Annotated in this window: 21 protein-coding genes; 14 read left to right on the top strand and 7 right to left on the bottom strand. The window is 70.2% G+C overall.

Annotation, left to right across the window (positions count from 1 at the left end; all coding sequences use genetic code 11):
• Window positions 1–47: 47 nt before the first annotated feature.
• Genes OHA73_RS31885 through OHA73_RS31870 form a run of 4 tightly spaced genes read left to right on the top strand, consistent with a single transcriptional unit; the run spans window position 48 to window position 4084 of the window.
• Entirely contained in the window at window positions 48–746 is a 699-nt protein-coding gene (locus OHA73_RS31885) for a FadR/GntR family transcriptional regulator (protein ID WP_266715027.1), read from the top strand.
• The gene (locus OHA73_RS31880) at window positions 743–1519 is read left to right on the top strand and encodes a creatininase family protein (RefSeq protein ID WP_266715026.1); all 777 of its coding nucleotides are present in this window, start codon (window positions 743–745) and stop codon (window positions 1517–1519) included. Before OHA73_RS31885 ends, OHA73_RS31880 begins: the two co-directional genes overlap by 4 nt.
• A gap of 46 nt (window positions 1520–1565) precedes the next feature.
• Window positions 1566–2513 (top strand): alpha/beta hydrolase family esterase, encoded by a 948-nt coding sequence (locus OHA73_RS31875; RefSeq protein WP_327656738.1) that lies wholly within the window; start codon window positions 1566–1568, stop codon window positions 2511–2513.
• Window positions 2514–2527: 14 nt separating this feature from the next.
• Window positions 2528–4084, top strand: a complete 1557-nt coding sequence (locus OHA73_RS31870) for an AbgT family transporter (protein ID WP_267068889.1) — start codon at window positions 2528–2530, stop codon at window positions 4082–4084.
• Window positions 4085–4111: 27 nt separating this feature from the next.
• Here the strand turns inward: OHA73_RS31870 and OHA73_RS31865 are convergent, their stop codons facing one another.
• A complete protein-coding gene (locus tag OHA73_RS31865) occupies window positions 4112–5563 on the bottom strand; it encodes an amidase (RefSeq protein WP_327656737.1) in 1452 nt (483 codons plus the stop codon).
• 143 nt (window positions 5564–5706) lie between these two features.
• On the bottom strand, window positions 5707–6282 hold the full coding sequence (locus OHA73_RS31860) for a TetR/AcrR family transcriptional regulator (RefSeq protein ID WP_327656736.1): 576 nt from the start codon (window positions 6280–6282) through the stop codon (window positions 5707–5709).
• 144 nt (window positions 6283–6426) lie between these two features.
• On the opposite strand from OHA73_RS31860, the gene OHA73_RS31855 reads away from it, so the two are divergent.
• The 8 genes from OHA73_RS31855 to OHA73_RS31820 all read left to right on the top strand — a co-directional run bounded on the left by OHA73_RS31855 (window position 6427) and on the right by OHA73_RS31820 (window position 15023).
• Window positions 6427–8127, top strand: coding sequence for a CocE/NonD family hydrolase (locus OHA73_RS31855; RefSeq protein WP_327656735.1), 1701 nt, complete (start codon window positions 6427–6429; stop codon window positions 8125–8127).
• 70 nt (window positions 8128–8197) lie between these two features.
• Window positions 8198–9850 (top strand): ABC transporter substrate-binding protein, encoded by a 1653-nt coding sequence (locus OHA73_RS31850; protein ID WP_327656734.1) that lies wholly within the window; start codon window positions 8198–8200, stop codon window positions 9848–9850.
• A complete protein-coding gene (locus tag OHA73_RS31845; RefSeq protein WP_327656733.1) occupies window positions 9847–10797 on the top strand; it encodes an ABC transporter permease in 951 nt (316 codons plus the stop codon). The genes OHA73_RS31850 and OHA73_RS31845 overlap by 4 nt, the downstream gene beginning before the upstream one ends.
• Window positions 10794–11663: an ABC transporter permease gene (locus OHA73_RS31840; protein WP_327656732.1), complete on the top strand. Its 870-nt coding sequence runs from the start codon at window positions 10794–10796 to the stop codon at window positions 11661–11663. Before OHA73_RS31845 ends, OHA73_RS31840 begins: the two co-directional genes overlap by 4 nt.
• Window positions 11660–12634: an ABC transporter ATP-binding protein gene (locus tag OHA73_RS31835; RefSeq protein ID WP_327656731.1), complete on the top strand. Its 975-nt coding sequence runs from the start codon at window positions 11660–11662 to the stop codon at window positions 12632–12634. Before OHA73_RS31840 ends, OHA73_RS31835 begins: the two co-directional genes overlap by 4 nt.
• On the top strand, window positions 12618–13442 hold the full coding sequence (locus tag OHA73_RS31830; protein WP_327656730.1) for an ABC transporter ATP-binding protein: 825 nt from the start codon (window positions 12618–12620) through the stop codon (window positions 13440–13442). The genes OHA73_RS31835 and OHA73_RS31830 overlap by 17 nt, the downstream gene beginning before the upstream one ends.
• Before the next feature lie 12 nt (window positions 13443–13454).
• On the top strand, window positions 13455–13880 hold the full coding sequence (locus OHA73_RS31825) for a DUF3237 domain-containing protein (RefSeq protein WP_327656729.1): 426 nt from the start codon (window positions 13455–13457) through the stop codon (window positions 13878–13880).
• 138 nt (window positions 13881–14018) lie between these two features.
• Window positions 14019–15023 carry a glycosyl hydrolase gene (locus OHA73_RS31820; RefSeq protein WP_327656728.1) on the top strand — a complete coding sequence of 335 codons (1005 nt, stop codon included), beginning with the start codon at window positions 14019–14021 and terminating at the stop codon, window positions 15021–15023.
• Here OHA73_RS31820 and OHA73_RS31815 read toward each other — a convergent pair.
• The 4 genes from OHA73_RS31815 to OHA73_RS31800 are packed head-to-tail and all read right to left on the bottom strand — an operon-like array spanning window position 15013 to window position 19282.
• Complete coding sequence (locus OHA73_RS31815) at window positions 15013–16083, bottom strand: LacI family DNA-binding transcriptional regulator (protein ID WP_327656727.1); 1071 nt, start codon at window positions 16081–16083, stop codon at window positions 15013–15015. The genes OHA73_RS31820 and OHA73_RS31815 overlap by 11 nt on opposite strands.
• Window positions 16080–16940, bottom strand: coding sequence for a carbohydrate ABC transporter permease (locus tag OHA73_RS31810; protein ID WP_327656726.1), 861 nt, complete (start codon window positions 16938–16940; stop codon window positions 16080–16082). The genes OHA73_RS31815 and OHA73_RS31810 overlap by 4 nt, the downstream gene beginning before the upstream one ends.
• Window positions 16937–17956 (bottom strand): carbohydrate ABC transporter permease, encoded by a 1020-nt coding sequence (locus OHA73_RS31805; RefSeq protein WP_327656725.1) that lies wholly within the window; start codon window positions 17954–17956, stop codon window positions 16937–16939. The genes OHA73_RS31810 and OHA73_RS31805 overlap by 4 nt, the downstream gene beginning before the upstream one ends.
• Window positions 17957–17959: 3 nt before the next feature.
• Window positions 17960–19282, bottom strand: a complete 1323-nt coding sequence (locus tag OHA73_RS31800) for an ABC transporter substrate-binding protein (protein WP_327658561.1) — start codon at window positions 19280–19282, stop codon at window positions 17960–17962.
• Between the two features lie 225 nt (window positions 19283–19507).
• On the opposite strand from OHA73_RS31800, the gene OHA73_RS31795 reads away from it, so the two are divergent.
• Together OHA73_RS31795 and OHA73_RS31790 are read left to right on the top strand one after the other, a co-directional pair.
• Complete coding sequence (locus OHA73_RS31795) at window positions 19508–21910, top strand: glycoside hydrolase family 2 protein (RefSeq protein WP_327656724.1); 2403 nt, start codon at window positions 19508–19510, stop codon at window positions 21908–21910.
• Window positions 21907–22938 (top strand): LacI family DNA-binding transcriptional regulator, encoded by a 1032-nt coding sequence (locus OHA73_RS31790; protein WP_327656723.1) that lies wholly within the window; start codon window positions 21907–21909, stop codon window positions 22936–22938. The genes OHA73_RS31795 and OHA73_RS31790 overlap by 4 nt, the downstream gene beginning before the upstream one ends.
• On the opposite strand, the gene OHA73_RS31785 is transcribed toward OHA73_RS31790, so the two are convergent.
• Complete coding sequence (locus tag OHA73_RS31785) at window positions 22898–24964, bottom strand: hypothetical protein (RefSeq protein ID WP_266715008.1); 2067 nt, start codon at window positions 24962–24964, stop codon at window positions 22898–22900. The two genes, OHA73_RS31790 and OHA73_RS31785, sit on opposite strands and share 41 nt — an antisense overlap.
• Window positions 24965–24985: the final 21 nt, after the last annotated feature.

The raw sequence follows: 24985 nt of genomic DNA, 5'->3' as shown, positions 1-24985 counted from the left end.
GTGCACGACCGTTGACACCCCCACTGACCAAGTGATCTATTCACTTTATGAGTTACGCCGATCAACCCTCGCTGTCCGAGCGCCTCGCGGACGACATAGTCGAGATCATCCGCACCGAACGACTCTCCCCCGGCGACGCCCTGGCCTCCTCGCGCGAGCTGGCCAAGCGGTTCGAGGTGACGACGCCGACCGTGCGGGAGGCGCTGCGGCGCCTTGAGGCCATGCAGGTCGTGGAGTTCCGGCACGGTTCGGGCACGTACGTCGGGCCCGGCGTCGAGCGGCGGCTGCTCGCCAATCCGCACCGCCCACGCACCTCGCAGCGGTCCGTCCTCGAACTCGTCGAGGCACGCCTCGTCGTCGAGCCCGCGGTCGCGGCCGAGGCGGCCCGCATTCGACTCCCGCAGGGCATCGAGCAGTTGGAGCACGCGGCGGCCAACGCCCTGTTCCCGCCCGAGGAGTCGCTGCGCCGCTCCGTGCACTTCCATGTGGCGCTCGCGACGGCCAGCGGGAACGCGCTGCTGAAGGAGACCGTCGAGGCACTTCTCCAGGTCCGCGCCCGCGACCAGGTCGAGATCCGGCACCGCTACAACGACCGGGAGCGCGACCACGCCGAGCATCTGGAGATCGTCGAGGCGGTACGGGACGGTGACGCGGCGGAGGCCGAGCGGATCACCCGGGAGCACCTGACCGCGATCCGGGACACCGTCCTCACCGCCGACTTCCCCGACGGGGGTGAGCTCGCGTGACTCACATCCAACAGCCTTACCGGCTCGCCGAGTTGACGACGGAGGAGGCCGCCGAGGCCGTCACCCGCGCCCCCGTCGTCATCATCCCGGCCGGCGCCTACGAGCAGCACGGCCCCGGCATGCCCATCGCCACGGACACCATCCGCGCCGAGCGGATCGCCGACCTCGTCGGGGCCCGGCTCGCCGGGCGCGTGGTGATCGGCCCGCCGCTCCCGGTCGGCGTCTCTCCGCACCACATGGCGTTCGCCGGGACGGTGACGCTGACGACGACCACGTTCGCCGCGGTCGTGCGCGAGTACGTGGAGAGCCTGCGGCGGCACGGCTGGCGACGGTTCCTGGTACTGACCGGGCACGGCGGCAACAACGCGACGCTCACCACGGTGGCGCAGGACCTGCTCGCGTCCCACCCCGACGTGCGATTCGCCTGGACGCCGGTCACTTCGCTGGTATCCGGCGTTGTGGCGACGATGGGGGTGAGCGAGGTGCACGGGCACAGCGGCGAGGCAGAGACCGCCCAAATGCTGGCCCTGGCACCAGAGTTGGTTCACCAGGACCGACTGAAGCCCGGAACCGTGTCCCTCGACGAACTGGGCCCCGAGTCCCGCCTCGCCCGCACCTTCTCGCAGCCGACGCTGACCCTGCCGTACGACGAACTGAGTGCCAACGGCGTGCTCGGTGACCCGACTTCGGTCACGGCCGAGGACGGGCGGGCCATCGTGGACGCCGCCGTCGACCGCGTGTCCGCCTTCGTCGAAGAGTGGCTCGACCTGTAACACCCCTGCCCTACCCCCTCTCAGCAACCCTCATTTGGAGCCGCACATGAAGGGTCTACTTCGGCGTGCCTGCGTACTGGCCGCCGCACTCGTCGCCGTACCGTTCGCCCCGGCACAGGCCTCCCCGGCCGTTCACCCCACCGGCTGCGGCACCCCCGCCCCGCAACAACCCGGCACCAGCGTCCCGCACACCATGACCAGCGGCGGCCGCGAGCGCACGTACCAGCTGCACCTCCCCAACGGCTACACACCGGACCGCAGTTGGCCGCTGATCGTCGCCTACCACGGGCGCGGCAACACCGGAGCCGGCACCGAGGCGTTCTCCCGCCTCTCCACGCTGCCCGCGATCGTCGCCTACCCGAACGGGGTCGTCGGCACCGGCGACGGTGAGCGGCAGGCCTGGCAGGGCGCTCCGTACGCGGCGGACGGCGTGGACGACGTCGCGTTCACCGGGGATCTCCTCGACTCCCTCGAAGGCTCGCTGTGCGTGAACGAGCGGCGAGTGTACGCCACCGGAAAGTCCAACGGCGCCGGGTTCACCGGCCTGCTCGCCTGCCGGATGTCCGACCGGTTCGCGGCCGTCGCACCGGTCGCCGGGGCCTTCTACCCCGGCACCCGCGAGGGCGGCTGCGATCCGGAGCGCCCGATGCCCGTCCTCGACTTCCACGGCACCGGCGACACCACCATCCCGTACGCGGGTGCCACCGACCGCGGGCTGCCCGCCATCCAGGACTGGGTGCGCGAGTGGGCCGACCGGGACGGCTGCCGCACCCGGGCGCCCGACCAGGTGACCGAGCCCGACATCACGACGTCCCGGTGGACCGGCTGCGCGGGCGGCGCGGAGGTGGCGCACGTCGCGGTCACCGACGGCGGACACACCTGGCCGGGCGCCGACGGCTACAGCGGCGGCGGCTACACCACGCAGACGATCCAGGCCCACGAGGTGATGTGGGCGTTCTTCAGGAACCACGAACTCCCAACCCATCAAAGCTAGTTGGAGCCGCAGCCATGACCGTACAGAGAGAGGCACCACCGCACGCCGAAGCGGCCGCACGACTGCCCTTCGTCATCCGCGCCCTCGGCGTCGTCGAACGTGCGGGGAACCGACTGCCGCACCCGTTCTGGCTGTTCTGGATCCTGTCGGCGGTGCTCGCCGTCGTCAGCGCCGTGCTCGCCGGGTTCGACGTGTCCGTGGTGTCGCCCGCCGACCACAAGACGGTCGCCGTGCAGAACCTGCTCAGCGGCGACGGGCTCGCCATGGCGGTGTCGACGATGGTGTCGAACTTCGCCGAGTTCCCGCCGATGGCGACGATCGTGGTCGTCATCATGGGCGTCGCCGTCGCCGAACGCAGCGGATTCCTGTCCGCCGCGATGAAGGTCGGGGTCGCGCGGGTCCCCGCGTCGTGGGTGGTGTTCGCCGTCGCGTTCGCCGGGACGGTCGCGCACGTCGCGTCGGCCGCCGCGTACATCATCCTGGTGCCGCTCGGCGGGCTCGCCTTCCGCGCCGTGGGCCGTTCACCGATCCTCGGCATCGTCGTGGCGTACACGTCGATCGCCTCCGGCTACGACGCGAGCCCGGTACCCACGCCGAACGACGCGATCTTCGCGGGCATCACCACAGCCGCCGCGAAGATCGCGGGCGGCGACGACGCGTACGTGTCACCGCTGTCCAACTGGTTCTTCAACATCGCCTCTTCTCTCCTGCTCGCCACCGTCATCACGCTGGTCACGCGCTGGGTCCTGGCCAAGCGGCCGGACCTCGACCCGGACCCCGACGCGGACGTCGAGGACCTGGGCACGCTGGACCTCAGCGAGCGTGAACGCTCCGCGCTGCGGCGGGCGTTGCTCGCACTCGGCGGCGGCCTGGTGCTGGTCGTGGCGGCACTCGCCCCCACGTCCTCTCCGCTGCGCGGCGACGGCGGCAGCATCGTCGAGTCCCCGTTCATCGACGGCATCGCGGCGGTCGTGGCCGTCCTGTTCGCGCTCACCGGCATCGTGTACGGGGCGCGCTCGGGGTCGATCGCGAAGCCCGGCGACGTACCGAAGCTGATGGCGGCGGGCGTGAAGCAGATGGCGCCGGTACTGGTCCTCTTCTTCGCCATCGCCCAGTTCCTCGCCTACTTCGACTGGACGCACATCGGCGACGTACTGGCGGTGCGGGCGGCCGAACTCCTGGAGCACAGCGGGATGCCGATCGTCGTGGTGTTCCTGCTGATCCTGCTCCTGCTGACCGTCGTGAACGTCATGGTGACCAGCGGCTCCGCGATGTGGGCGCTGGCCGCCCCCGTCCTCGTGCCGATGCTGATGCTGGCGCACGTGCCGGCCGAGACGACGCAGGCCCTGTTCCGCATCGCCGATTCCGGGTCGACCGCGATCACACCGATGAGCCCGTACTTCGTGATGGCCCTCGGCTTCCTCCAGCGCTACCGCAAGGACGCGGGCATCGGCACCCTCGCCGCGTACACGCTGCCGCTGGCGATCGCGATGACGGCGGCGTGGACGCTGCTGTTCCTCGCGTGGTGGGCGATCGGGATTCCGCTGGGGCCGGGGGCGCCGGTGCGCTGATGGGTGACGGGCCGGGCCTTCCGCGACCTACCCCCACGCCCTCAGCACCGGCGACCGCTCCTCGACGGCTTGCGCCGCGTCCAGCAGCCCGTCCTCCGTGAACCGGCCGCCCACCAACTGCACCCCGACCGGCACCCCGTCGTGCACGGCCACCGGGACGGTGACGGCCGGGAAGCCGAGGATCGGCACCGACGTCATCGGCCACATCGCCGGAAAGAGTTCCAGGGCGCGGGCCTCGTCCGCGAGGTCGGCGTCCTGCTCGAAGGGCGGCTCGGCGCACACCGGGGTGAGCAACAGGCGGTCGGCGCCGAGGAGTTCCTGCAGCCGGGTGACGAGTGCGCCGCGCCGACCCCAGCCGTTGATGTACGTCTCCAGGTCGGGGCGCTCGCCCCACACGGCGGCGGACGCCGCGAAGTGCCGCGCGAGCGCGGTGCGGATGGCGTCGTCGCCGATCTGCTCCACGACCCGGAGCAGCGGCCGGGTGTCCTCGGTGAGCAGGAGCAGCCAGAGCCGGGCGGCCTCGGCGAGCAGCGGTTCGGCCGCCACCTCGTCGACCTCGTACCCCGCGTCGGCGAGACGGGCGGCCGCGGCGTCGAGGGCCGTGTCGACGGCCGGGTGGTTCTTCGCGCCGTCGTTGCCGCGGACGACCGTCACCCGCGTCGGGGCGGGGCCCCTGGGCGGCAGCGCCGGAACGCCGTAGGGGTCGCGCGGGTCGGGCCCGCTCATGGCGTGCAGGGCGAGCCGGGCGTCCGCCACGGTCCTGCCGAGCGGCCCCTGCACGGCGCAGGCCTGCACGGTGGGCGGGAAGTCGAGCGGCACCCGCCCCTCGGGGGTGTCGGCGTACGCGGGCGGCGCCCAGCCGGAGATGCGTCCCACGGTGGGCCGCACCCCGACGACGCCGCAGCAGGCCGCGGGGAAGCGGATCGATCCGCCGATGTCGTTGCCCTGCGCCAGCGGCGTCATCCCTGCCGCGATCCCGGCGGCGGCTCCCCCGCTGGAGCCGCCGGGTGTGCGCGCGGCGTCCCACGGGTTCAGGGTCCGCCCGTGCAGGTCGTTCGTGGAGAACCAACGCAGCGAGAACGCGGGGACGTTGCTGCGTCCGAGCGGTACCGCTCCGGCGCGGCGCAGCGCGGTGACGCAGGCCGCGTCCTCGTCGGCGAGGTTCCCGGCGAGGGCGGTCACACCGTTCGTGGTGGCGTGGCCGCGCTGCTCGGTGTTGACCTTGATGGAGACGGGCACGCCGTGCAGCGGGCCGAGTTCGGCGCCCTCGGCGACAGCGGCATCGGCCCGCTCGGCCGCGGCGATCGCCTCGTCGCGGCGGACCTCCACCAGCGCGTTGACCTTCGGGTTCGTCTCCTCGATACGGTCGAGGCAGGACGTGACGACCTCGTAGGACGACACTTCCCCGCCGCGTACGGCCGCGGCGATCTCGGCGGCGGAACGCTGCCACCACTCGGTGTTCTGGCCGGGACTTCCCATGGAGCACCCTCTTCCAGCTGCACAATCCGGTAACCGGTGATACAACGGCGTTTTATTTCGCGGACAGACTGCGCCGCCGCGTATGCCGATGTCAACAGGAGTCCTGAAAAAGGCAGTTCAGTCCTGAAGGTCGGTCCGGACGGTCAGCCGGCGGATCCGCGCAGCTTGTCGACCACGGCCAGGATCGCCCGCTCGCCGCGCTCGGCGGACCAGCTCTCGGGGTCCTCCAGCGTCGCCAGCCAGTAGCCGCGCAGGACGAGGTGGAGGACGTCACCGCTCAACTCCGCGTCGGGCAGCCCCGCTTCGGCGACCATCTCCGTGAGCCCCTGATAGTCACTGCGCGCTGCCGACCGCCGCGCATCGCCGACCTCGGCACCCGGCCCCGCGCTGGCGATCTCCATCATCAGCCGGCGCAGCACCTCGTCGTCCTGCTCGGTGGTGCACATCCAGCGGACCGCCGCGCGCAGCCTCTCCTCCCCCTCGACGCCCTCGACGGCCCGCTCCAACTCGCGGCTCCAGTCGGCCTCGGCGCGACGCAGCGCGTTGATCATCAGCGCGGCGCGATTGGCGACGTAATTGGTCACCATCGCGGTGGAGCCGCCGAGCTGCTCGGCCACGGCCCGGATGGTCACGGAGCGCACGCCCCGGTCCCGGGCGACCTGGATGGTGGCGGTCGCGATCTCGTCGAGCCGCTTCGCCTCGTCTACCTCGATCGGCATGTCGCCGACCTTAACCCAACGGGTTGACCGCGTTCACACGGAGCTGCAATGTTGTCATACAACGCTGTTACATCACGGCGTTGTTCGTCGTTGCTCCTTGCTTGCTCGACGTTTCCGCCCAGGAGATTTCCGGGGGACCCCTTCATGACCTTTCGTTTCTCACGCGTCGGCCCGGCGCCCGTGCCCGAGCGGGCCAGCCAGTACCGGGTGCGGATGCGCGACGGGATCCGGCTCGCCACCGACGTCTATCTGCCCGACGGACCCGGCAACGCGCAGACCCCGACCGTCCTCGTCCGGCTGCCGTACGACAAGAACAGCCGCTACGTGTACTTCGACGAGATCGCCGCCCGCTTCACGGCCCGCGGCTACGCCGTCGTCGTCCAGGACGTGCGCGGCAAGTTCCGCTCCGAGGGCCAGACGCTGCCGTTCCTGCGCGAGTCCGACGACGGCTACGACACGATCGACTGGATCGTCCAACAGGCCTGGTCCGACGGCCTGGTGGGCATGTTCGGCGACTCGTACTACGGCTTCACGCAGTGGGCGGCGGTGGCGTCCCAGCATCCGGCGCTGCGCGCCGTCGTGCCGCGGGTGACCACGGTCGACTTCAACGCTACGGCCCAGGGCGGCGGCCCGCACGACCCGCCGGGCGTCGGCCGCCCCGTCTGGCTGGAGGGCATCGAGTACTACGCCCACTACTGGGTGGACCAGGGCCTGTACGAGTACGAGCCGGACCGCTCGATCCGCCCGGTCGTCGAGCAGTACGAGGAGGCGTTCCGGGCGATCGGCGCCCGCTCGGCGTGGTTCGACACGCTCGTGCCGCACTTCACCGACCTGTTCCCGGCGCGCGGCCGGCACCCCTACGACGCGCGGCCGGTGCCCGTGCTGCACTGCGTCGGCTGGTTCGACAACATCCTGATCCCGCATCTGCGGGACTATCTGGCGCTCGCGGGGCGCCCCGGCTGGGACGCGGTCCAGTATCTGTGGGCGGGCGCCGTCGACCACGAGAACTACCGCCTCGCCGACGCGCCCGCGACCGCCGACACCGACCACGGGCAGAGCGGGGCGGCCCTCGACCGGATGCTGCCGCAGTACGTCGACCCGGCCCTCGCGTTCTTCGACGTGTTCCTCAAGGGGGTCCGACCGGTGTCCGACCTACCCAAGGTCCGTTGGGAGTTGGGGCACGGCGACTGGCGTACGTCGACGGCCTGGCCGCCGCCGGAGACCGTCGAGCGCACCTTCTGGCTGGCCCGTACCGAGCACGCGAAGGGGCCGCTTCCGGAGGGCGGAGCGCTCGTCGACTCGCCGTCCGATGAGTCGAGTTCGACGCAGTGGACATACGACCCGGAGGCCCTGGTGCCGTCGGACACCGCCAACTCCTTCGAGTACCTGCACAGTTACCCGGATCTCTCGGACACGGCGAACCGTGAGGACGTGCTCGTGTTCTCCGGTACGGCCCTCGCCGAACCCCTCGACCTGGCGGGGCCGCTCGGCCTGCACCTCCATGTCACCAGCACCGCCCCGACGTTCGACGTCTTCGTGAAGCTCGTGGACGTCGGGCCCGACGGGCGCGCCCACCTGATCGCGCGCGGCGAGGTCTCCCTGCGGACCGACCTCGCGCCGCCGGAGGTCCGCGTCGATCTCGGGCACACCGGCTACCGGGTGCGCACCGGGCACCGGCTCGCCGTCCTCCTCGCCTCCAGCGACTACCCGCTGTTCCTGCCGTCGTCCGGCAGCGACGACAACCCGTGGACGACCCCGTTGGCCAAGCCCTCCACCCAGACCCTGCGCACCGGCGGCGTCCACCCCTCACGCCTCACGGTCTCGGCCCTGCCCGCCCACGCCTGACCACGCACCCGCGCCCCACAGCGGAGGACCCGTACCACCACAGCACCCCATCCTCATCAGGAGCACCTTCATGCACGCTCCCCGACTCACCGTCATCTGTGTCACCACACTGGCCACCGCGCTGACGCTGGCCTCCTGTTCCTCCTCCGGCCCGACCGCCGCGAAGAACGCGATCGACCTCACGACCACGACGCCCGCCGCGGGCGGCACCGTCGACCACGTCACCTGGAACCTGCCGATGGGCGAGCCGACCACGCTCGACCCCGCGAAGGTCGGCGACTACTCCCCCAGCACCGTCGCCTCCAACCTCTGCGACCCGCTGATCCGCCTGAAGCCGGACTACTCGACGGCCCCCGGCCTCGCCACCTCCTGGCAACGACCGGACCCGAAGACCCTCGTCCTGAACCTGCGCCGCGGCGTCCGCTTCTGGGACGGCAGCCCGATGACCGCCGCCGACGTCGTCGCGAGCCTGGAGCGGCAGCGCGTGCCCGCCACGCAGAGCGTCAACGTCCAGGTCCTCGCGAACGTCACCACCATCAAGGCGACGGAGGACCACCAGGTCACCGTCCGCTTCCGCACCCCGGACTCGCTCTTCCTGAAGTACCTGGTGAACGGGTTCGGGGCCGTCGGCAAGGCCTCGTACATGAAGAAGGCGGGCGCCTCGTACGGCACCGCGCGCGGCGGCCTGATGTGCACGGGCCCGTTCAAGCTGACCAAGTGGCGCTCCGGCGACTCCATCACCGCCGTGCGCAACACCGCGTACTGGGACCGCTCGCTGCGCCCCAAGGTCAAGGAGCTCACGTTCCGGTTCATCACCGACAACGGGACGCTGACCAGCGCCCTCATGTCCGGTCAGATCGACGGGAGTTACGAGATTCCCTCGACGTCCGCGAAGGCGCTGCGCGGCTCGAAGGAGGGGCGGCTCTACTACGGTCCTTCCGCGCAGACCGTGTTCCTCGGGGCGACCTCGCCCACCTCGCCGATGGCCGACCGCCGGATCGCCGACGCGCTCTCCCTCGTCCTCGACCGCGACGCCCTCGTCAAGAACGTCTTCGACGGCGCCGCCCAGCGCCAGAAGACCTTCATCCCGTCCCTGGTCTGGAAGAGCAGTGAGGCCAAGGACGTCTACGCCAAGGGGTACGCGGCGCTGCCCGCCGTCCCCGGGCCGGATGCCGCCAAGGCGAAGAAGCTCGTCGACGAGGCCGCTCCGAAGCGGCGCACGCTCACGATCGCCACGGCGGCCGGCGACCAACAGTCGCTGCAGACCTTGACGTTCCTCCAGGCCGCCACGAAGAAGATCGGACTCAAGGTCGTCATCCGGCAGCTCCAACCGACCCAGATGTCCGGCCTGTTCTTCAACCCGGCGCTGCGCAAGGGCCTCGACGCCACCATCGCCCTCGGCTACGTGGAGATCCCCGACCCCCTGTCGTACGCGGACATGATGACCGACCCGAAGTCGCCGATGAACTGGACCAACTACCGGAACAACAAGGTGACTTCCCACATTCGGGCGGCCAAGGCGACGACCGATCCCCAGCGGGCCGCGCGCGAGTTCACCGAGGCGCAGGCGCTGTACGCGAAGGACTTCCCGATCGTGCCCATCGCCTGCCCGTACGAGCGGCTGTTCCTGAACAAGCGGCTCAGCGGTGTCCCCGCCTCCTTCGCCTACATCAACATGCCGTGGGCGGCGCGCATCGGCGGTACCGGGCGGGGGTCCTCATGATCTGGCGCTTCGTCGTCCGGCGGGCCGCCATGCTCGCCGCGACGGCGCTGGTCGCGAGCGTCGCCGTGTACGGGGCACTGTTCGTCTCGCCCGGCGACCCGGCGACGCTCCTCGTCGGCGGAGGCAAGCCGCCCAGTGAGCGGCTGCTCGCCGATATCCACCGCCAGTACCACCTCGACGACCCGTTCCTGCGGGGCTACTGGCGCTGGCTCACCGCACTGTTCCACGGCGACCTCGGCCAGTCGCTCAGCTACCGCGACTCCGTCGCGCACCTGGTCGGCGACCGGCTCGGCAACACGCTCTTCCTCGTCGCCTTCGCGGCGGTCCTCATCATCGGGGCGGGCGTGGCCCTCGGGACGCTTGCCGCGCTGCGCGGCGGCTGGGGCGAGACGGCGGTGACCGTCGTGACGACGACGCTGATGGCGGTGCCGACCTTCGTGATGTCGGTGCTGCTGATCTGGGGCTTCTCGGTGCGCTGGGGTCTGTTCCCGGCGTACGGGAGCGGGTCGGGCTTCGCCGGACGTCTGGAGCATCTGACGCTGCCGGCGCTCGCACTCGCCGCGACCTGGCTCGCGTACGTCGCGCAGGTGACGCGCTCGGCGGTGCGCGCCGAACTCGCCTCCGAGCATGTGCAGACCGCGCGCGGCCGGGGCATCCCCGAGCGTCTCGTGGTGCGCAAACACGTGCTGCGCAACGCCTCCGCGCCCATCTTCTCGGTGTCCGGCGTGGCCGTCGCGGGCCTGATCGCGGGCTGCGCGATCGTCGAGCAGGCCTTCGGGATCAACGGCATCGGGGCGCTGCTCGTGCAGAGCGCGGCGAAGCAGGATCTGGCGGTGGTGCAGGCGCTCGCGCTGATCAGCGTCGTCCTGTTCGTCGGTGTGAACACCGTCGTCGACGTGGTCTCGGCGCTGCTCGACCGGCGTACGCCCTTGGAGGCCTCGGCATGACGACCTATCAACTCGCCGCGAAGGCAGGTGTCTTCGCACGCGGCCGACGTGCGGCGCGCGGCAACGGCGTGCTGATCGGCGCGGGCGCCGTCGTCGCCCTCGTCGTCCTCGCCGCCGTGTGCGCGCCACTGATCGCGCCGTACGATCCCGAGGCCGTCGACCCGCTGGCGGTGTACCAGGGCAGCAGCGGCGCCCACTGGCTGGGCACGGACGACACCGGGCGCGACATCCTCTCCCGCATCCTGTACGGGTCGCGGCTCAGCCTGCTCGCGCCCGCCGTGGTGACGGTCGTCGCGAGCGTCGTCGGCTCGGCACTCGCCATCTCCGGTGCCTGGCTCGGCGGTTGGTACGACCGCGTGGTGTCGTCCGCCCTGAACGTCGTGTTCGGCTTCCCCGGCCTGATCCTGGCTGTGGTCGGCGCGGCCGTCTTCGGCGCGGGCCTCCAGGTGGCGGTCGTGACGCTGTCCGTCGCGTATCTCCCGTACGTCGCGCGGACCGTGCGCGGCGCCGCGCTGCGCGAGGTGCACCTGCCGTACGTGTCCGCGCTGCGGATGCTCGGCCTGCCGGGGTGGCGGATCTGCCTGCGCCATCTGACGCCCGCGCTGCTGCCGCTGGTCCTGGTGCAGGTGACGGTGTCGTTCGGCTACACGCTGCTCGACGTCGCCGCGTTCTCGTTCATCGGCCTGGGCGCGCAGCCGCCGACGGCCGAATGGGGTCTGATGGTCGCGCAGGGCGCGTCGGGCGTGCTCGCGGGCCGGGCCGAACAGTCCCTGTACGCGGGCCTGGTGATCGTCGTGTTCGTCATCGCCTGCACCCTGCTCGGCAACGGCCTGTCCCGACGGCTCCTGGGAGAGGACACCCGATGACACTTCTCGACATCCGACGGCTCCGTGTCACCCTTCCCCTGGACGGGACCGACCGCGCGGTCATCCACCGCGTCGACCTCTCCGTGCCGGCCGGTGCGGCGCTCGGTCTGGTCGGCGAGTCCGGCTCGGGCAAGTCGCTCACCGCACGCTCGGTGCTGCGGCTGTTGCCTCCGGGGGCCCGCGTCGACGGCGACGTCCTCCTCGACGGCGCGTCCGTGCCCGCGATGGGCCCCGCCGAGCTGCGTGCTCTGCGGTCGGCCGACGTCGCGATGATCCACCAGGATCCGCGCGCCCACATCAACCCGGTCCGCACGGTCGGCGACTTCCTCACCGAGGGCCTGATCGCGCGCGGCACCCGGGCTCGCGATGCCACGGCCACGGTCACCGGGCTGCTGCGCGACGTCGGCATCCCCGACGCCGAACGCAGGCTGCGGCAGCGTCCGCCGGAGCTGTCCGGGGGGCTGCTCCAGCGCGTCATGATCGCGGCGGCGCTCGCGGGCGGCCCCCGGCTGCTCCTGGCGGACGAGCCCACGACGGCGCTCGACGTCACGACACAGGCCGAGGTCATGGCGATCATCGACGAGGCCCGTGCCGCGCGCGGGCTCGCCCTGCTGTTCATCACGCACGACCTGGCCCTCGCTGCGGCCGTCTGCGACCGGATCGCGGTGATGTACGCGGGCTCGATCGTCGAGGAACTCCCCGCCGACCGGCTCCACAAGTCCGCCCGCCACCCCTACACCCGGGCACTCCTCGCCTCCCGGCCCGCGCCCGGCGCGGACGCACACGAGCTGCGGGCGATCCCCGGACGACCGCTGTCCGCCTACGAGGCCGGTGCGGGCTGCGCGTTCGCGCCACGCTGCCCTGCCGCCCGGGCCCTGTGCCGCACCGAGAGCCCCGAGCCGCGCCCCGTCGGCGACGGCCTCGCCGCCTGCCACTACCCAGCGGAGCCCGCCGATGACCTCGACGCCTGAACCCGCCCACCCGTACGCGCTCGAAGTCACGCACCTGCGCAAGGAGTTCGGCGATGTCGTAGCCGTCGACGACATCGACCTGACGCTCGCGCCGGGCGGCTCGCTGGCCATCGTCGGCGAGTCCGGCTCCGGCAAGACGACGACGGCCCGGATGATCGCCGGCCTGGAGCACCCGACGGCCGGGACGATCCGCCTCGCCGGTCGCGAACGTCCCCGCCCGCCCCGCCGGACGGCCGAACGACGCCGCGCCGCCCGCGAGATCCAGATGGTCTTCCAGGACCCGTACGCCTCCCTCGACCGCCGCCAGCGGGTGCGCGACTGCGTCGCCGAAGTCATCGCGCTCCACACAGAACTGCGCGGCGCGGACCTCGACCGACGCGTCGCCGAACTCCTCGACCAGGTGGGCCTCGACGAGCGGCAGGCCGCCGCACTCCCCCGGGCCCTGTCCGGCGGCCAGCGCCAACGCGTCGCGATCGCCCGCGCGTTGGCCGTCGCCCCGCGGATCCTCGTCCTCGACGAAGCGGTGGCCGCGCTCGACGTGTCCGTGCAGGCGCAGATCCTCACGCTGCTGCGCGAGATCCGCGAACGGACCCCAGTGGCCTACTTGTTCATCACCCACGACCTCGGCATCGTCCAGCACGTGTGCGACGACATCGTCGTCATGCACCGGGGCCGCATCGTCGAACGCGGCGCGGCCCGCACGGTCCTGACCGATCCGACGGACGCGTACACCCGCACCCTGCTCGAATCAGTGCCGCGCCCGGGCTGGAAGCCGCGTCGCAGCACTCCCTCAACCCCCGCCCACTGACCAGGAGTTCGCGTGCCCCACACCCCCTCACTCACCTACGCCTTCGAGATCCGCGCCGAGGTCACCGAGCCGCTGCACATCGGCCACGGCGCCGGCGAGAGCACCGAGTTCACCCCGATCACCGGCGGCACCGTGACCGGCCCGCGCCTCAACGGCACGGTGCTGCCCGGCGGCGGCGACTGGTCGAACACCCGAGGCGGTGTATGCGAGTTGGAGGCCCGCTACCTCCTGCGGGCGGACGACGGTGCCGTCATCGACATCGTCAACCGCGGCTACTACGTGGAGGACTCCGGCTACTTCCGCACGGCGCCGACGTTCCGCACCGACGCGCCCGCCCATCTCTGGCTCGCCCGCACGGTCTTCGTCGGACACGCGCGGGACGAGGGCAGCCCGGAGGACGGGGTCGCCATCGTGATCCGCTGCTACAGCGTGGACTGAACGGCGTTTACAAAACGTTCAGTAAATAGTGGGGCCCACAGCTCTCGGGATGCGGCGCAATCCATTGACGCCCGCCGGAATTCCCGCCACCGTCTTGGCGACAAGCATTCCGCTCATCCCGAGAGCTGGGACCCCACAATGAAGAGAATCAAACACTGCGTCGCCTTCCTCGCGGCGGCCGCAGCCATCGCCGCGGGCCTCTTCGCCTGGCCCGCCACGGAATCGGCGCAGGCGTTCCCGCCGAGTTCCAAGCAGACCGTACTGAATTACTTACGGTCCGTTTCCGGGAATCACATCATTTCCGGCCAGCACAACAAGGAGCCCGCCACCTCGCCCGGCGCGTACACGCAACAGGTGAAGGACGTCACCGGCCAGTACCCCGGCCTGTGGGGCGGCGACCTGATGTTCAACGCCACCGACGTGGCGAACCGCCAGCGCGTGATCGACCAGGCCAAGACGGAGTGGAAGAACGGCTCGCTGGTGGCGTTGACCTGGCACGTCTGCCCGCCGACCGGGGGCAGCAGCTGCGCGTTCGAGGGTGGCGTGAAGTCGAACATCTCGGACGCGCAGTTCTCTCAGCTCGTCACCGACGGCAGCGCCCTCAACACGGCGTGGAAGAAGCGGCTCGACGAAGTCGTGCCCTATCTCAAGCAGTTGAAGGACGCGGGAGTGCCCGCCCTCTTCCGCCCGCTCCACGAAATGAACGAGTCGTGGAACTGGTGGGGGAACCGGCCGGGCGCGAATGGCAGCGCGCGCCTGTACCAGATCACGCACGACTACCTGGCCAACACCAAGGGTCTCGACAATATGATCTGGGTCTGGAACGTGCAGGACAATCCGGCGGGCGGCTGGAGCAGTTACTACCCGGGCAGCCAATACGTGGACGTCGTGTCCCTCGACGCCTGGTACAAGAATTACCCGAGTTCCGCCGACTATCAGCAGATGCGGAGCATCGCCGGCACCAAGCCGATGGCCATCGCGGAAATGGGCAAGATGCCCAACGCCTCGCTGCTGACGAGCCAGCCGCAATGGGCCTGGTTCATGCTGTGGTCCGAGCAATTGCGCGGTAACAACACCAACGCCGAGATCCAGTCGACGTACTTCCACCCCCGCGTCCTGAACCAGGGCGAGCTCACACTCTGACCTCCGAACCCACTCCCACGCCCCGCGGCGGCGCGCTGCTGCCGCGGGGCACCAGCACGGGCAGCGCGACGGGCTCCGACGAAGGGTTGCGGCGGTGGACGACATCGAAGAGGCGGCGGGTGACATCGGCGCCGAACGCGAAGACGTCGTGGCTCATGGCCGACAGGTTCGGGTGCGTGAGCCGGCACAGCTGGGAGTCGTCCCAGGCGATCAGGCTGACGTCCTCCGGGACGTTCAGGCCCAGTTCGGCGGCGACCGCGAGGCCCGCGACCGCCATGATGTCGTTGTCGTAGACGATCGCCGTGGGCCGCCGCGCGGAGGCGAGCAGCCGGCGGGTCGCGCGGGCGCCCTGCTCGCCGGAGAAGTCGGTGGTGACGTTGTGGGCCGGTTCGAGGCCGAGGTCGGCGACGGCCTGGTTCAGCGCGGCGGTACGGATGCCGGTGTGGCCGAACGCCGGATGGCCGCCGACCCTGGCGATCCGCCGGTGCCCGAGCGCCGCGAGATGGCGCACCACCTCCCGTACGGCGGTCTCGTCGTCGGTCCACACCGAGGTGTAGCCGCCGGTCAGGGACGGATGGCCGACCGCGACGGCCGGGAGGCCGATCGCGCGCAGGGCGGCGATCCGGGGGTCGTCGTGCTGGATGTCGACCAGGATGGATCCGGCGATCCGGCGGGAGCGCCACCACTGCCGGTGCACGGCGATCTCCCGGGCCGTGTCGCGCACCAGATGGAGGAGGAGCGAACAGCCGTGCTCCTCCAGGACGGACTCGGCGCCGGAAATGAACTCCACGTAGAACGGCTCCAGTTGGAGCTGCCGCGCCGATCGCGCGATGACGAGCCCGACGGTGTCCGCGGCCCCTGTCGCCGAACCGGACAGCTTGCCCGGTGTCCGATGCGGCGACCAGCCCAGTTCGGCGACCGCCGCCATGATGCGGGTCCGTGTGGCGTCGGAGAGGCCGGGGCGGTTGTTGTACGCGAGGGAGACCGCGCCCCGCGACACCCCGGCGCGAGCCGCGACGTCGGTGATCGTGACGCGCCGTGCGGGCGGCGGGCCGGTCATTTCGTGGCACCGGCCGCGAAGCCGTTGTAGATGTAGCGCTGCAGGAACAGGAAGACGAGCAGCGTCGGCAGGATCACGAGGATCGCGCCGGCGGAGATGTCCTCCCAGTGCGCGCCGAACGGCCCCTTGAACCGGAACAGCGCGGTGGAGATCGTCCCCTTGTCCTCAGAGGGCATGTAGAGGAACGGGATGTAGAAGTCGTTGTACGTCGTGATGCCCTTGACGATGACGACGGTGGCGATGGCCGGCTTGAGCAGCGGCAGGATGATCTTCCAGTAGATGGTGAAGGTGTTGGCACCGTCGATCCGGGCGGCCTCGTCGAGCGAAGTCGGAATGCCCCTGATGAACTGCAGGAAGATGTAGATCGAGACGATGTCCGTCCCCATGTAGAGCAGGATCGGCGCCCACCGCGAGTCGAACAGGCCGAAGCTGTTGACCACTTGGAAGGTGGCGACCTGCGTCGTCACCCCCGGTACGAGCGTGGCGAACAGGAAGAGCGCCATGACCGTCTTCTTCAGGCGGAACTGGAAGCGGTCGATCGCGTAGGCCGTCATCGAGCCGATGAGGACGGTGCCGGTGATCGAGAACAGCAGGATGAACGCCGTGTTCCCGAACGCCCTCAGCATCTTGCCGTCGCGGAAGGCAGTGACGTAGTTGGAGAGGTTCAGCCAGTCCTCGGGAAGGCTGAACGCCCCTCCGCCCTGGGCGAGTTCGTGCGAGGACTTCAGCGATGTGAGGAGCACGACGACGAGCGGTACGAGGACCACGAGGGCGGCGACGACCAGGGAGAGATAGGTGAGCACCGTGCCGACGCGCGGCCGCCTGCGGGCCCGGTCCACTACAGGTAGAGCGGTCATACGAGGTCCACTTTCTCGTCGGGCACAAGGCGTCGCTGGATCCAGGTGATCAGCAGGATGATCAGGAGCAGCACCACGGCGCAGGCCGAGGCGAGCCCGGTCTTGTTGAACTGGAAGGCGAGCTTCACCGTCTGGATGACGAAGGTCGAGGTGCCGGTCGCGCCGCTGGTCATGATGTACGGGATCTCGAAGACCGCGAGCGAGCCGGAGACCGCGAGGATCACGCTGAGGCTGAGCACCGGTTTGATGCCGGGCGCGATGATGTGCCGGAACTGCTGCCACCGCGAGGCTCCGTCGAGCTGCGCGGCCTCGTACAACTCCCCCGGGATCGACTGGATCGCACCGAGGAACAGCACGAAGTTGAGTCCGGTGAACCGCCACACCGACACCCCGGCGAGCGAGGTGTTCGCCGACTCCGCGTCACCGAGCCACGCGTGGTCGCCGCCGGCCCCGAACCACGAGAGCACCGAGTCGAGGGTGCCGCCGTCCTGGAAGAAGTACAGGAAGACGAAGCCGATGGCGACGCCGTTGATCAGGTACGGGAAGAACAGGATGCCCTTGAAGAGGTTCCGGAAGCGCAGGTCGAAGCTGAGCACCGTCGCGAAGTACAGCGCGATCACGATCTGCACGGCCGACGCGGCCAGGTAGTAGAAGCTGACGAAGAAGACCCTGAACAGCTCGGGCCGCGTGAAGAGTTGGGTGTAGTTGTCGACCCCGGTGAGGTTCCGCTCCGGACTGACCCCGTCCCAGTCCGTGAAGCTGTAATAGATCATGTTGCCGACCGGCACGTACGTGAACGTGATCAGCAACGCGAGCGGCACCAGCAGAAACAGCCACGGGGTGACCTTGCGCAGCACATCAAGCCTCTGCGGCGTTTGAGCAGGCTTTTCAACCCACGGCGACGATTGAGCAGCGGGCTTATCAAGCCCCTGCGGCGATTGAGCAGCGGGGCCCGGGGCAGAGCCCCGCGACGTAGGCCCGGCCGACGCCGAACTGAACTTCCCACCAGAACCCATCACTCACCCACCCGCAGCCGCAGACGCCTCGCCCCACCGCTGATCGAGCTCGTCGAAGTACCCCTCCAACGACCCCTTCTGCGCACCCCGCGCAATGTCTATCAGCTTCTGCCGATAGTCCTGCTTGCTGAGCCCGATCTCGGACGCGTTGTCGATCGCGTTGACCTGCCCGGTCTTCGCCTCCGAACGCTCGATGTACTCGACATCGTTGTCCTCGTACGGCTTGAGCGTCACCGGCATCGGCGCGGAGCGCAGCGCGGAGACGGCGCCCTCCTTGGCCGCGTAGCCGGACTTCTCGGTGAACCAGTCGAGCCAGGCGCGGGCGGCGGCCTTGTGCTCGGAGTGGATGTTCACGGCCTGCTGGTAGTCGGAGAGCAGCGTGGCGCAGAACTTTCCGTCCTTCTGGACCGGGAACGGCATGAACCCGATGTCGTCGGGGTTCTCGCCCGCCTTCTTTGCGGCGTCCTGCATCTGCGTGACGGCCCAGGAGCCGAGCAGCATGCTCGATATCTTGCCCTTGGCCAGCAGGTTCTTGGAGTTCTCCCAGTTGGTGGTGGTCGGGTCCTTCTCGGCGTACTTGTCGTGGACGATGTCGTACAGCAGCGTGTCGATGACGTTGAGATCGCTGCTGGCGGCCCACGGCTTCTTGTCCGACGCGAGCTTGTCGTTGGCCTTCACGTCGCAGCTCACCGAGCCGATGGAGTTGGACCAGGGGCTGCTCAGCGGCCAGCCGTCCTTGAAGTTCGTGTAGTACGGCACCGCGTCGGTCCGGCTCTTGACCGCCTTCAGGTCGTCGAGGAACTCCTGCGGCGTGGTCGGCCAGTCGGTGACGCCGGCCTTCTTCCACACGGCTTTGTTGTAGAGGAAGCCGTTGGCCGTGCCGAAGCTCGCCACCCCGTACGTCTTGCCGCCCACATCCGTCTTGCCGGTGAAGCGGTACTTCTTCTCCATGTCCGCGGTGTCACCGAGCGGGGCGAAGAACTTTGGGTAGTCGTTCTTGCCGATGACCGCGGGGATCATCAGCACGTCACCGTAGTTCTCGGTGTTCATGCGGATCTTGACTTCGCCCTCGTAGTCGGTGATGCCCTCGAACTTGACCTTCACCTTCGGGTACGTCTTATTGAACTCGGCGGCGTACTTCTTCATCGCCCCGCTCTGTACGAGATCGGTGCGGTGGGTCAGGACGGTGATGGTGCCCGATACGTCCTTGGGGTCGGTCGGCGCCTTCGCCTCCCCGCCCGTCCCCGTGCTTCCTCCACTGCACCCGGCGGCTGCCAGCATCGCGGTGGTGAGCAGCGCGACGCCCAATGGCTTGCTCGGCTTCATCCTCATGTGCCCCACTCCTTCGAGGGTTTGACGGCTCCGGCCCAGCGGCTGACGGCACTATGGCAGCGAACTGTGAACCGGTAAAGGCCCTTGGAGCAGTCGACTGCCAAATCACCCTTGGCGAAGGGGACTAGACCGGTTCACTCAACCAGAGTTAAGTTGGCGCGGATCGCCAACTCGGGCCTGCTGCAAGTCCGATGACAGCCGCACGATGGGAGCCGCACCATGAAGGACGCCGTCCAGCTCGGCGAGGGCTGGAGCCTCGACCACGACGGGACCGGGGTCCCCGCCCGTGTCCCCGGATGTGTCCACACCGACCTCCTGGCCGCGGGCCTGATCCCGGACCCGTTCCTCGGCACGAACGAGCACGAGATCGAGTGGGTGGGCCGACGCTCCTGGACGTACACCCGCACGCTCGAAGCAGGCCAAGGCCCGCACGAGCGAACGGACTTGGTCCTCGACGGCATCGACACGGCGGCCCGCATCACCCTCGGAGGGAAGCCGCTCGCCCGCACCCGCAACATGCACCGCTCGTACCGCTTCGACGTCACCGGCCGCTCCGGCGAACTGCGAGTGGAATTCGCCTCGGCCTACGAAGAGGCAGCCACAGTACGGGAGTTGACCGGGGATCGCCCCAACGTCTATCCGGCGCCGTCCCAGTACATCCGCAAGATGGCCTGCTCCTTCGGCTGGGACTGGGGGCCCACCGTGGTGACGGCGGGCCTGTGGCGCCCGGTCCGGATCGAGCGCTGGTCGACCGCACGCTTCGCACGAGTACGGCCGCTGGTGACGGTCGACGGCTCAACGGGCCGTGTCGAGCTGCGGGTTGAGGTCGAGCGCACCTCGCAGGGCGCCGGGCGTCCGCTGGCGGCACGGGCCTCGGTGGCGGGCATCGAGACGCACGCGACCTTCGAGGGCGACGCAGCCACACTCTCCCTGGACGTCCCCGACGCACACCTCTGGTGGCCACGCGGATACGGCGAACAGCCGCTGTACGACGTCGAGTTGTCGCTCCTCGAAGGCGACCGGGCGCTGGACACCTGGCAGCACCGAGTCGGCTTCCGCACCGTCGAGATCGACCGCGGCGCCGACGAACACGGCACCGGCTTCACCTTCGTCGTCAACGGCATCCGCATCTTCGCACGCGGCATCAACTGGATCCCCGACGACGTCCTGCCCTCCCGCATCACCCCCGAGCGCTACCGCACCCGCCTCACCCAGGCCGCCGATGCCAACGTCGACCTCGTACGCATCTGGGGCGGCGGCATCTACGAGGACGACGCCTTCTACGACGCCTGCGACGAGCTCGGCCTCATGGTCTGGCAGGACTTCCCCTTCGCCTGCTCCGCCTACCCGGAGGAGCAGCCGCTGCGCGGCGAGGTGGAGGCCGAGGCCCGCGAGAACGTCGTGCGCCTCATGCCCCACCCCAGCCTCGTCCTGTGGAACGGCAACAACGAGAACCTGTGGGGCTTTCGCGACTGGGGCTGGGAGGACGAACTCGCAGGGGACTCGTGGGGCGAGGGCTACTACCTCGGCATACTCCCGCGCGTGGTCGCCGAGTTGGATCCCACCCGCCCCTACACCGCCGGCAGCCCCTGGTCCGGCTCCTGGGACCACCACCCCAACGACCCCGACCACGGCACATTCCACTCCTGGGAGGTGTGGAACCGGCTCGACTACACCGAGTACCGGTCCGAAGTCCCGCGCTTCGTCGCCGAGTTCGGCTGGCAGGCACCGCCCGCGCTGGCCACGCTGCGCCGCGCCCTGCCCGGCGAGAAGCTCGCCCCCGACTCCCCCGGCATGCTCCACCACCAGAAGGCCGAGGACGGCAGCGGCAAGCTTCAGCGCGGCCTGGAACGCCACTTCGCCGCTCCCGAGGGCGACTTCGACCGCTGGCACTACCTCACCCAGGTCGTCCAGGCCCGCGCCGTCGCCACCGGCATCGAGCACTGGCGCGCCAACTGGCCGCGCTGCGCCGGCACCATCGTGTGGCAGCTCAACGACTGCTGGCCGGTCAGCTCCTGGTCCGCCATCGACGGCGACGGCCGCCTCAAGCCCCTCCACCACGAACTGCGCCGCGTCTACGCCGACCGACTCCTGACACTGCAACCAGCCACAGATACACCGGAGTTGGTGCTCTCCAACCTGGGCGCCGCACCGTGGGACACCACCGTCACCCTGCGCCTGATGCGCGCCGACGGGACCGTGGCCGGGCAGACCCGGCTGCGGGCGACCGCGGGCGCTCGCGAGACGCTGCGGGTGCCGGTGCCGGGCGAACTCGTGCCCGCCGCAGGTTCGGCCAAGGAGTTCCTGGTCGCGGACGCGGAGGGCTCGCGCGCGCTCCACTTCCCCGTACGGGACAAGGAGTTCGGCTACCCCGAGCCCCGCTTCACGGTCGTGACCGAGACCGTCGGCGGGGACCCGGATACAGTCGACGTCGTGGTGACCGCCCAGACCCTCGTACGCGACCTGCTGCTCCAGCCCGACCGTGTCTCCCCGCACGCGACCGCCGACCGCGGACTGGTCACGCTGCTGCCCGGCGAGCGGGCCCGGATCCGCCTCACCGGCGCGCGAGGCGCGGGAGCCAACGCGATCCGTTCCGCCCTCTTCTGCGTGGAACCGGCATGACCGCCCCGATCCGCAACGTCACCATCAAGGACGTCGCGGCCGCCGCCGGGGTGTCCAAGGGCGCGGTGTCGATCGCGTTCAACCAGAAGCCCGGGCTCTCCGATGCCACCCGCGAGCGGATCTTCGCCGCGGCACGGGAGCTGGGCTGGGCGCCGAACTCCTCGGCGCGCAGCCTCTCCCGGCGCACCACGGACACGATCGGCCTCGCCCTGTGCCGCCCGGCCCGGCTGCTCGGCCTCGAACCCTTCTACATGGAGTTCATCTCCGGCATCGAGAGCGTCCTCGCGGAACACTCCTGTTCGCTGCTCCTACGCCTGGTCAGCAGCCTCGACGAGGAGATCGCCCTCCAGCAGACGTGGTGGCGCGAACGCCAGATCGGCGGCAGTGTGCTGGTCGACTTCCACCAGGACGACCCGCGCATCGAACCGCTCTCCCGGCTCGGGCTCCCGGCCGTCGCGGTCGGCCACCCGGACCTCACGGGCGGCCTGCCCTCCGTGTGGACCGACGACGCCACCGCGATGACGGAGGCGGTCCGCTACCTCGCGGCGCTCGGTCACCGCAGGATCGCCCGCGTCGGCGGCCCGGCCGACCTCGGGCACAGCGCGATCCGCGAGGAGGCGTTCCAGTCGACGCTGCGCGGGCTCGGTCTCGACACCGACCTGCACCTCAACACCGGCTTCGCGGACGAGGAGGGGGCCCGGGCCACGCGCTCGCTCCTGCTCCGCCCCGACCGGCCGACCGCGATCGTCTACGACAACGACATCATGGCGGTGGCCGGGCTCGGGGTCGCCGCGGAGATGGGGGTGGCGGTGCCCGACGACCTCTCGCTGCTTGCCTGGGACGACTCCCAGCTCTGCCGCCTGACCCACCCCACGCTCTCCGCGATGAGCCACGACGTGCACAGCTTCGGGGCCCAGGTCACCCGCGTCCTCTTCGACATCATCGCGGGCAACCCGGCGAAACCGGGCCCCGTACCGACGCCTTCGCTCACCCCTCGGGGGTCCACGGCGCCACCACGGGCGTCGTGACGGGTCCCTCGACGGCCTGCAGCATCCCTGCGGGCAGCCGGTCGTTGCCCCAACTGCGCTCGATGTAGCCGATGATGCGCGTGACGTCCTCGGCGGGCACCCGCTCCGGTTCGCCGTGCTCCAGCGGGTCGGCGTGGAAGATGTACAGCCGCGAGGCGAACTGGTCGAACGGCAGTGAGCCCTCGCCGAACCGCTCGCCGTTGCCCGCGGTGGAGACGACGACGCCGTCGCCCCAGTCCTGGCCGCTGTCGTTGTTCGGGTTGTAGAAGTACACCCGCATGACGTCCTGCGGGTCCGGCGCGACCCGCAGGATCGTGATCGCGTGCCAGCCGACGTAGCGGGCCGCGCTGTCGGTGACGGCGACACCGGCGGGCTGCGGATGGATCAGTGGCTGCTCACCGTTGTAGAACGGGTGGTAGCTGGCGTGGAACTGCCTTAGGAACTCGTCGAGTTCGACCAGGTTGCCGGTCGCGACGTCGACGTTGATGTGGAACCCGCGGGCCGTCCACCAGCCGTGGAACTCGGGGTTGACCCACCGGTGCGGGTCCCCCGGCCGCTCGACGCAGCGCCGCCCCATCTCGGCGTAGATCCGGTCCAGGTGGGGCACCACGAGCAGCGACACGGGGTCCAGGTCCGTCGGCAGCGTGCTCGCGACTCCGGTCCCGCTGTCCTTCGACGAGATCGGCTGCCCCTCGAAGTGCATGAGGATCTCGTCGTCGCGGGCGGCCCAGACCACCACTTGCAGCAGGTAGTCCGGGTCGTTGTAGGCCCACATCGACAGCGCGCGGGCCGACTGGCAGGTGGGGTTGTCGCCCTGGCCGACGCCGAGCGGCAGGCCAAGCACCGAGAGCACCCCCGCGACCAGGCGCGCCCGCGGCCCCGGCGTGTCGCCGAAGACGGTCGTCAGCCGCTCGTGCGCGACCGGGGAGAGTTCGAGCGCCAGTTGGCGCCACAGCGCGGGCACCACCGGCGGCTCGTACAGGATGCCGCGGTCGAGCAGCAGCGCGAGGCCGTAGACGCATTGCGCGGTCTGTGGGTGCACGGCCACCTCGATCAGCCGGTGCACCAACTGGCTGTAGCGCATCAGGCAGTTCCGGCCGGTGTCGGAGAGGCCGAGCGCCTCCCCGACGAGGTAGAGGTGCTCGCTCTCGCTCAGGAGGAACCGGAGCAGTTCCGCGTGGTAGGGCGACACCAGGCCGGTGTCGTGCATCGCCCGCGCGAACCCCGTCGCCTCGTACTGCAGGCCGACGGCGTCCATCGCCTCGAGGCGGGAGCGGAAGACGTCGAGGCCCGGGTCCTCCCGGCACGCCTCTGTGGTCCCGAACAGGCTGGAGATGAGCCGGTCGATGCCCTGCCCCGACGACACGCCGAGAGCGACGTCCGGGTCGTTGCGGTAGATCGAGATCCGGGTGATCAGGGACTGCGCCGCCTCGACCTGGATCGGACGCTGGCGCAGGATCCGCCAGATCTCGTCCACCAGCTTGTCCAGGACGGTGTCGTACCCGATCTCGTCGGCGAGGTGGCGGAACAGGTCCCGGACGAGTTGTGCGGTCCTGCCCTGCTGGATCCGCTCCGCCTCAGTGGGCGGGTTGAACAACAACTCCAGGTTCGCCCCCAGCACTTGGGACAGGAACTGGCGGGCGTCCTCGGCGGGCAACGTCGGGTGCTCGAAGTCACCGCGGGCGACGGCGAGCATCCGCAGCTCACTGGTCGCCTCCATGACGACGGTGTCCGCGTCTCCGCTGTACAGACCCGGGCCCACCAGCGCCGGAATCAGGATCTCCGGTGTCGCCCAGTCCGTCCCCTGGAAGAGGCCGGCTTCCTCAAGTGCCTGCGCCCTGGCCTGGACCGCCGCGGCGCCGCCCGGCTGTACGAGCACCCGCCGCAGTGCTTCCAGGACCCGCCGCAGCTTCGTGTACTTGCCGAAGTCGCGGGTTTCGGCCATGGCCTGGATGGCGTCGTCGAGTGAGGCCGCGCGCTTCTCCAGCGTCGTGGCCCCACCGTTGGCGTCGACGGTCGGTTTCAAAGGGTTTCCCTCGGGTTGGCC

Source organism: Streptomyces sp. NBC_00483 (genome assembly GCF_036013745.1).
Taxonomy (GTDB): Bacteria; Actinomycetota; Actinomycetes; order Streptomycetales; family Streptomycetaceae; genus Streptomyces.
Note: the sequence above shows the minus strand (reverse complement) of the source record. Positions and strands in the feature narration are given on the sequence as shown.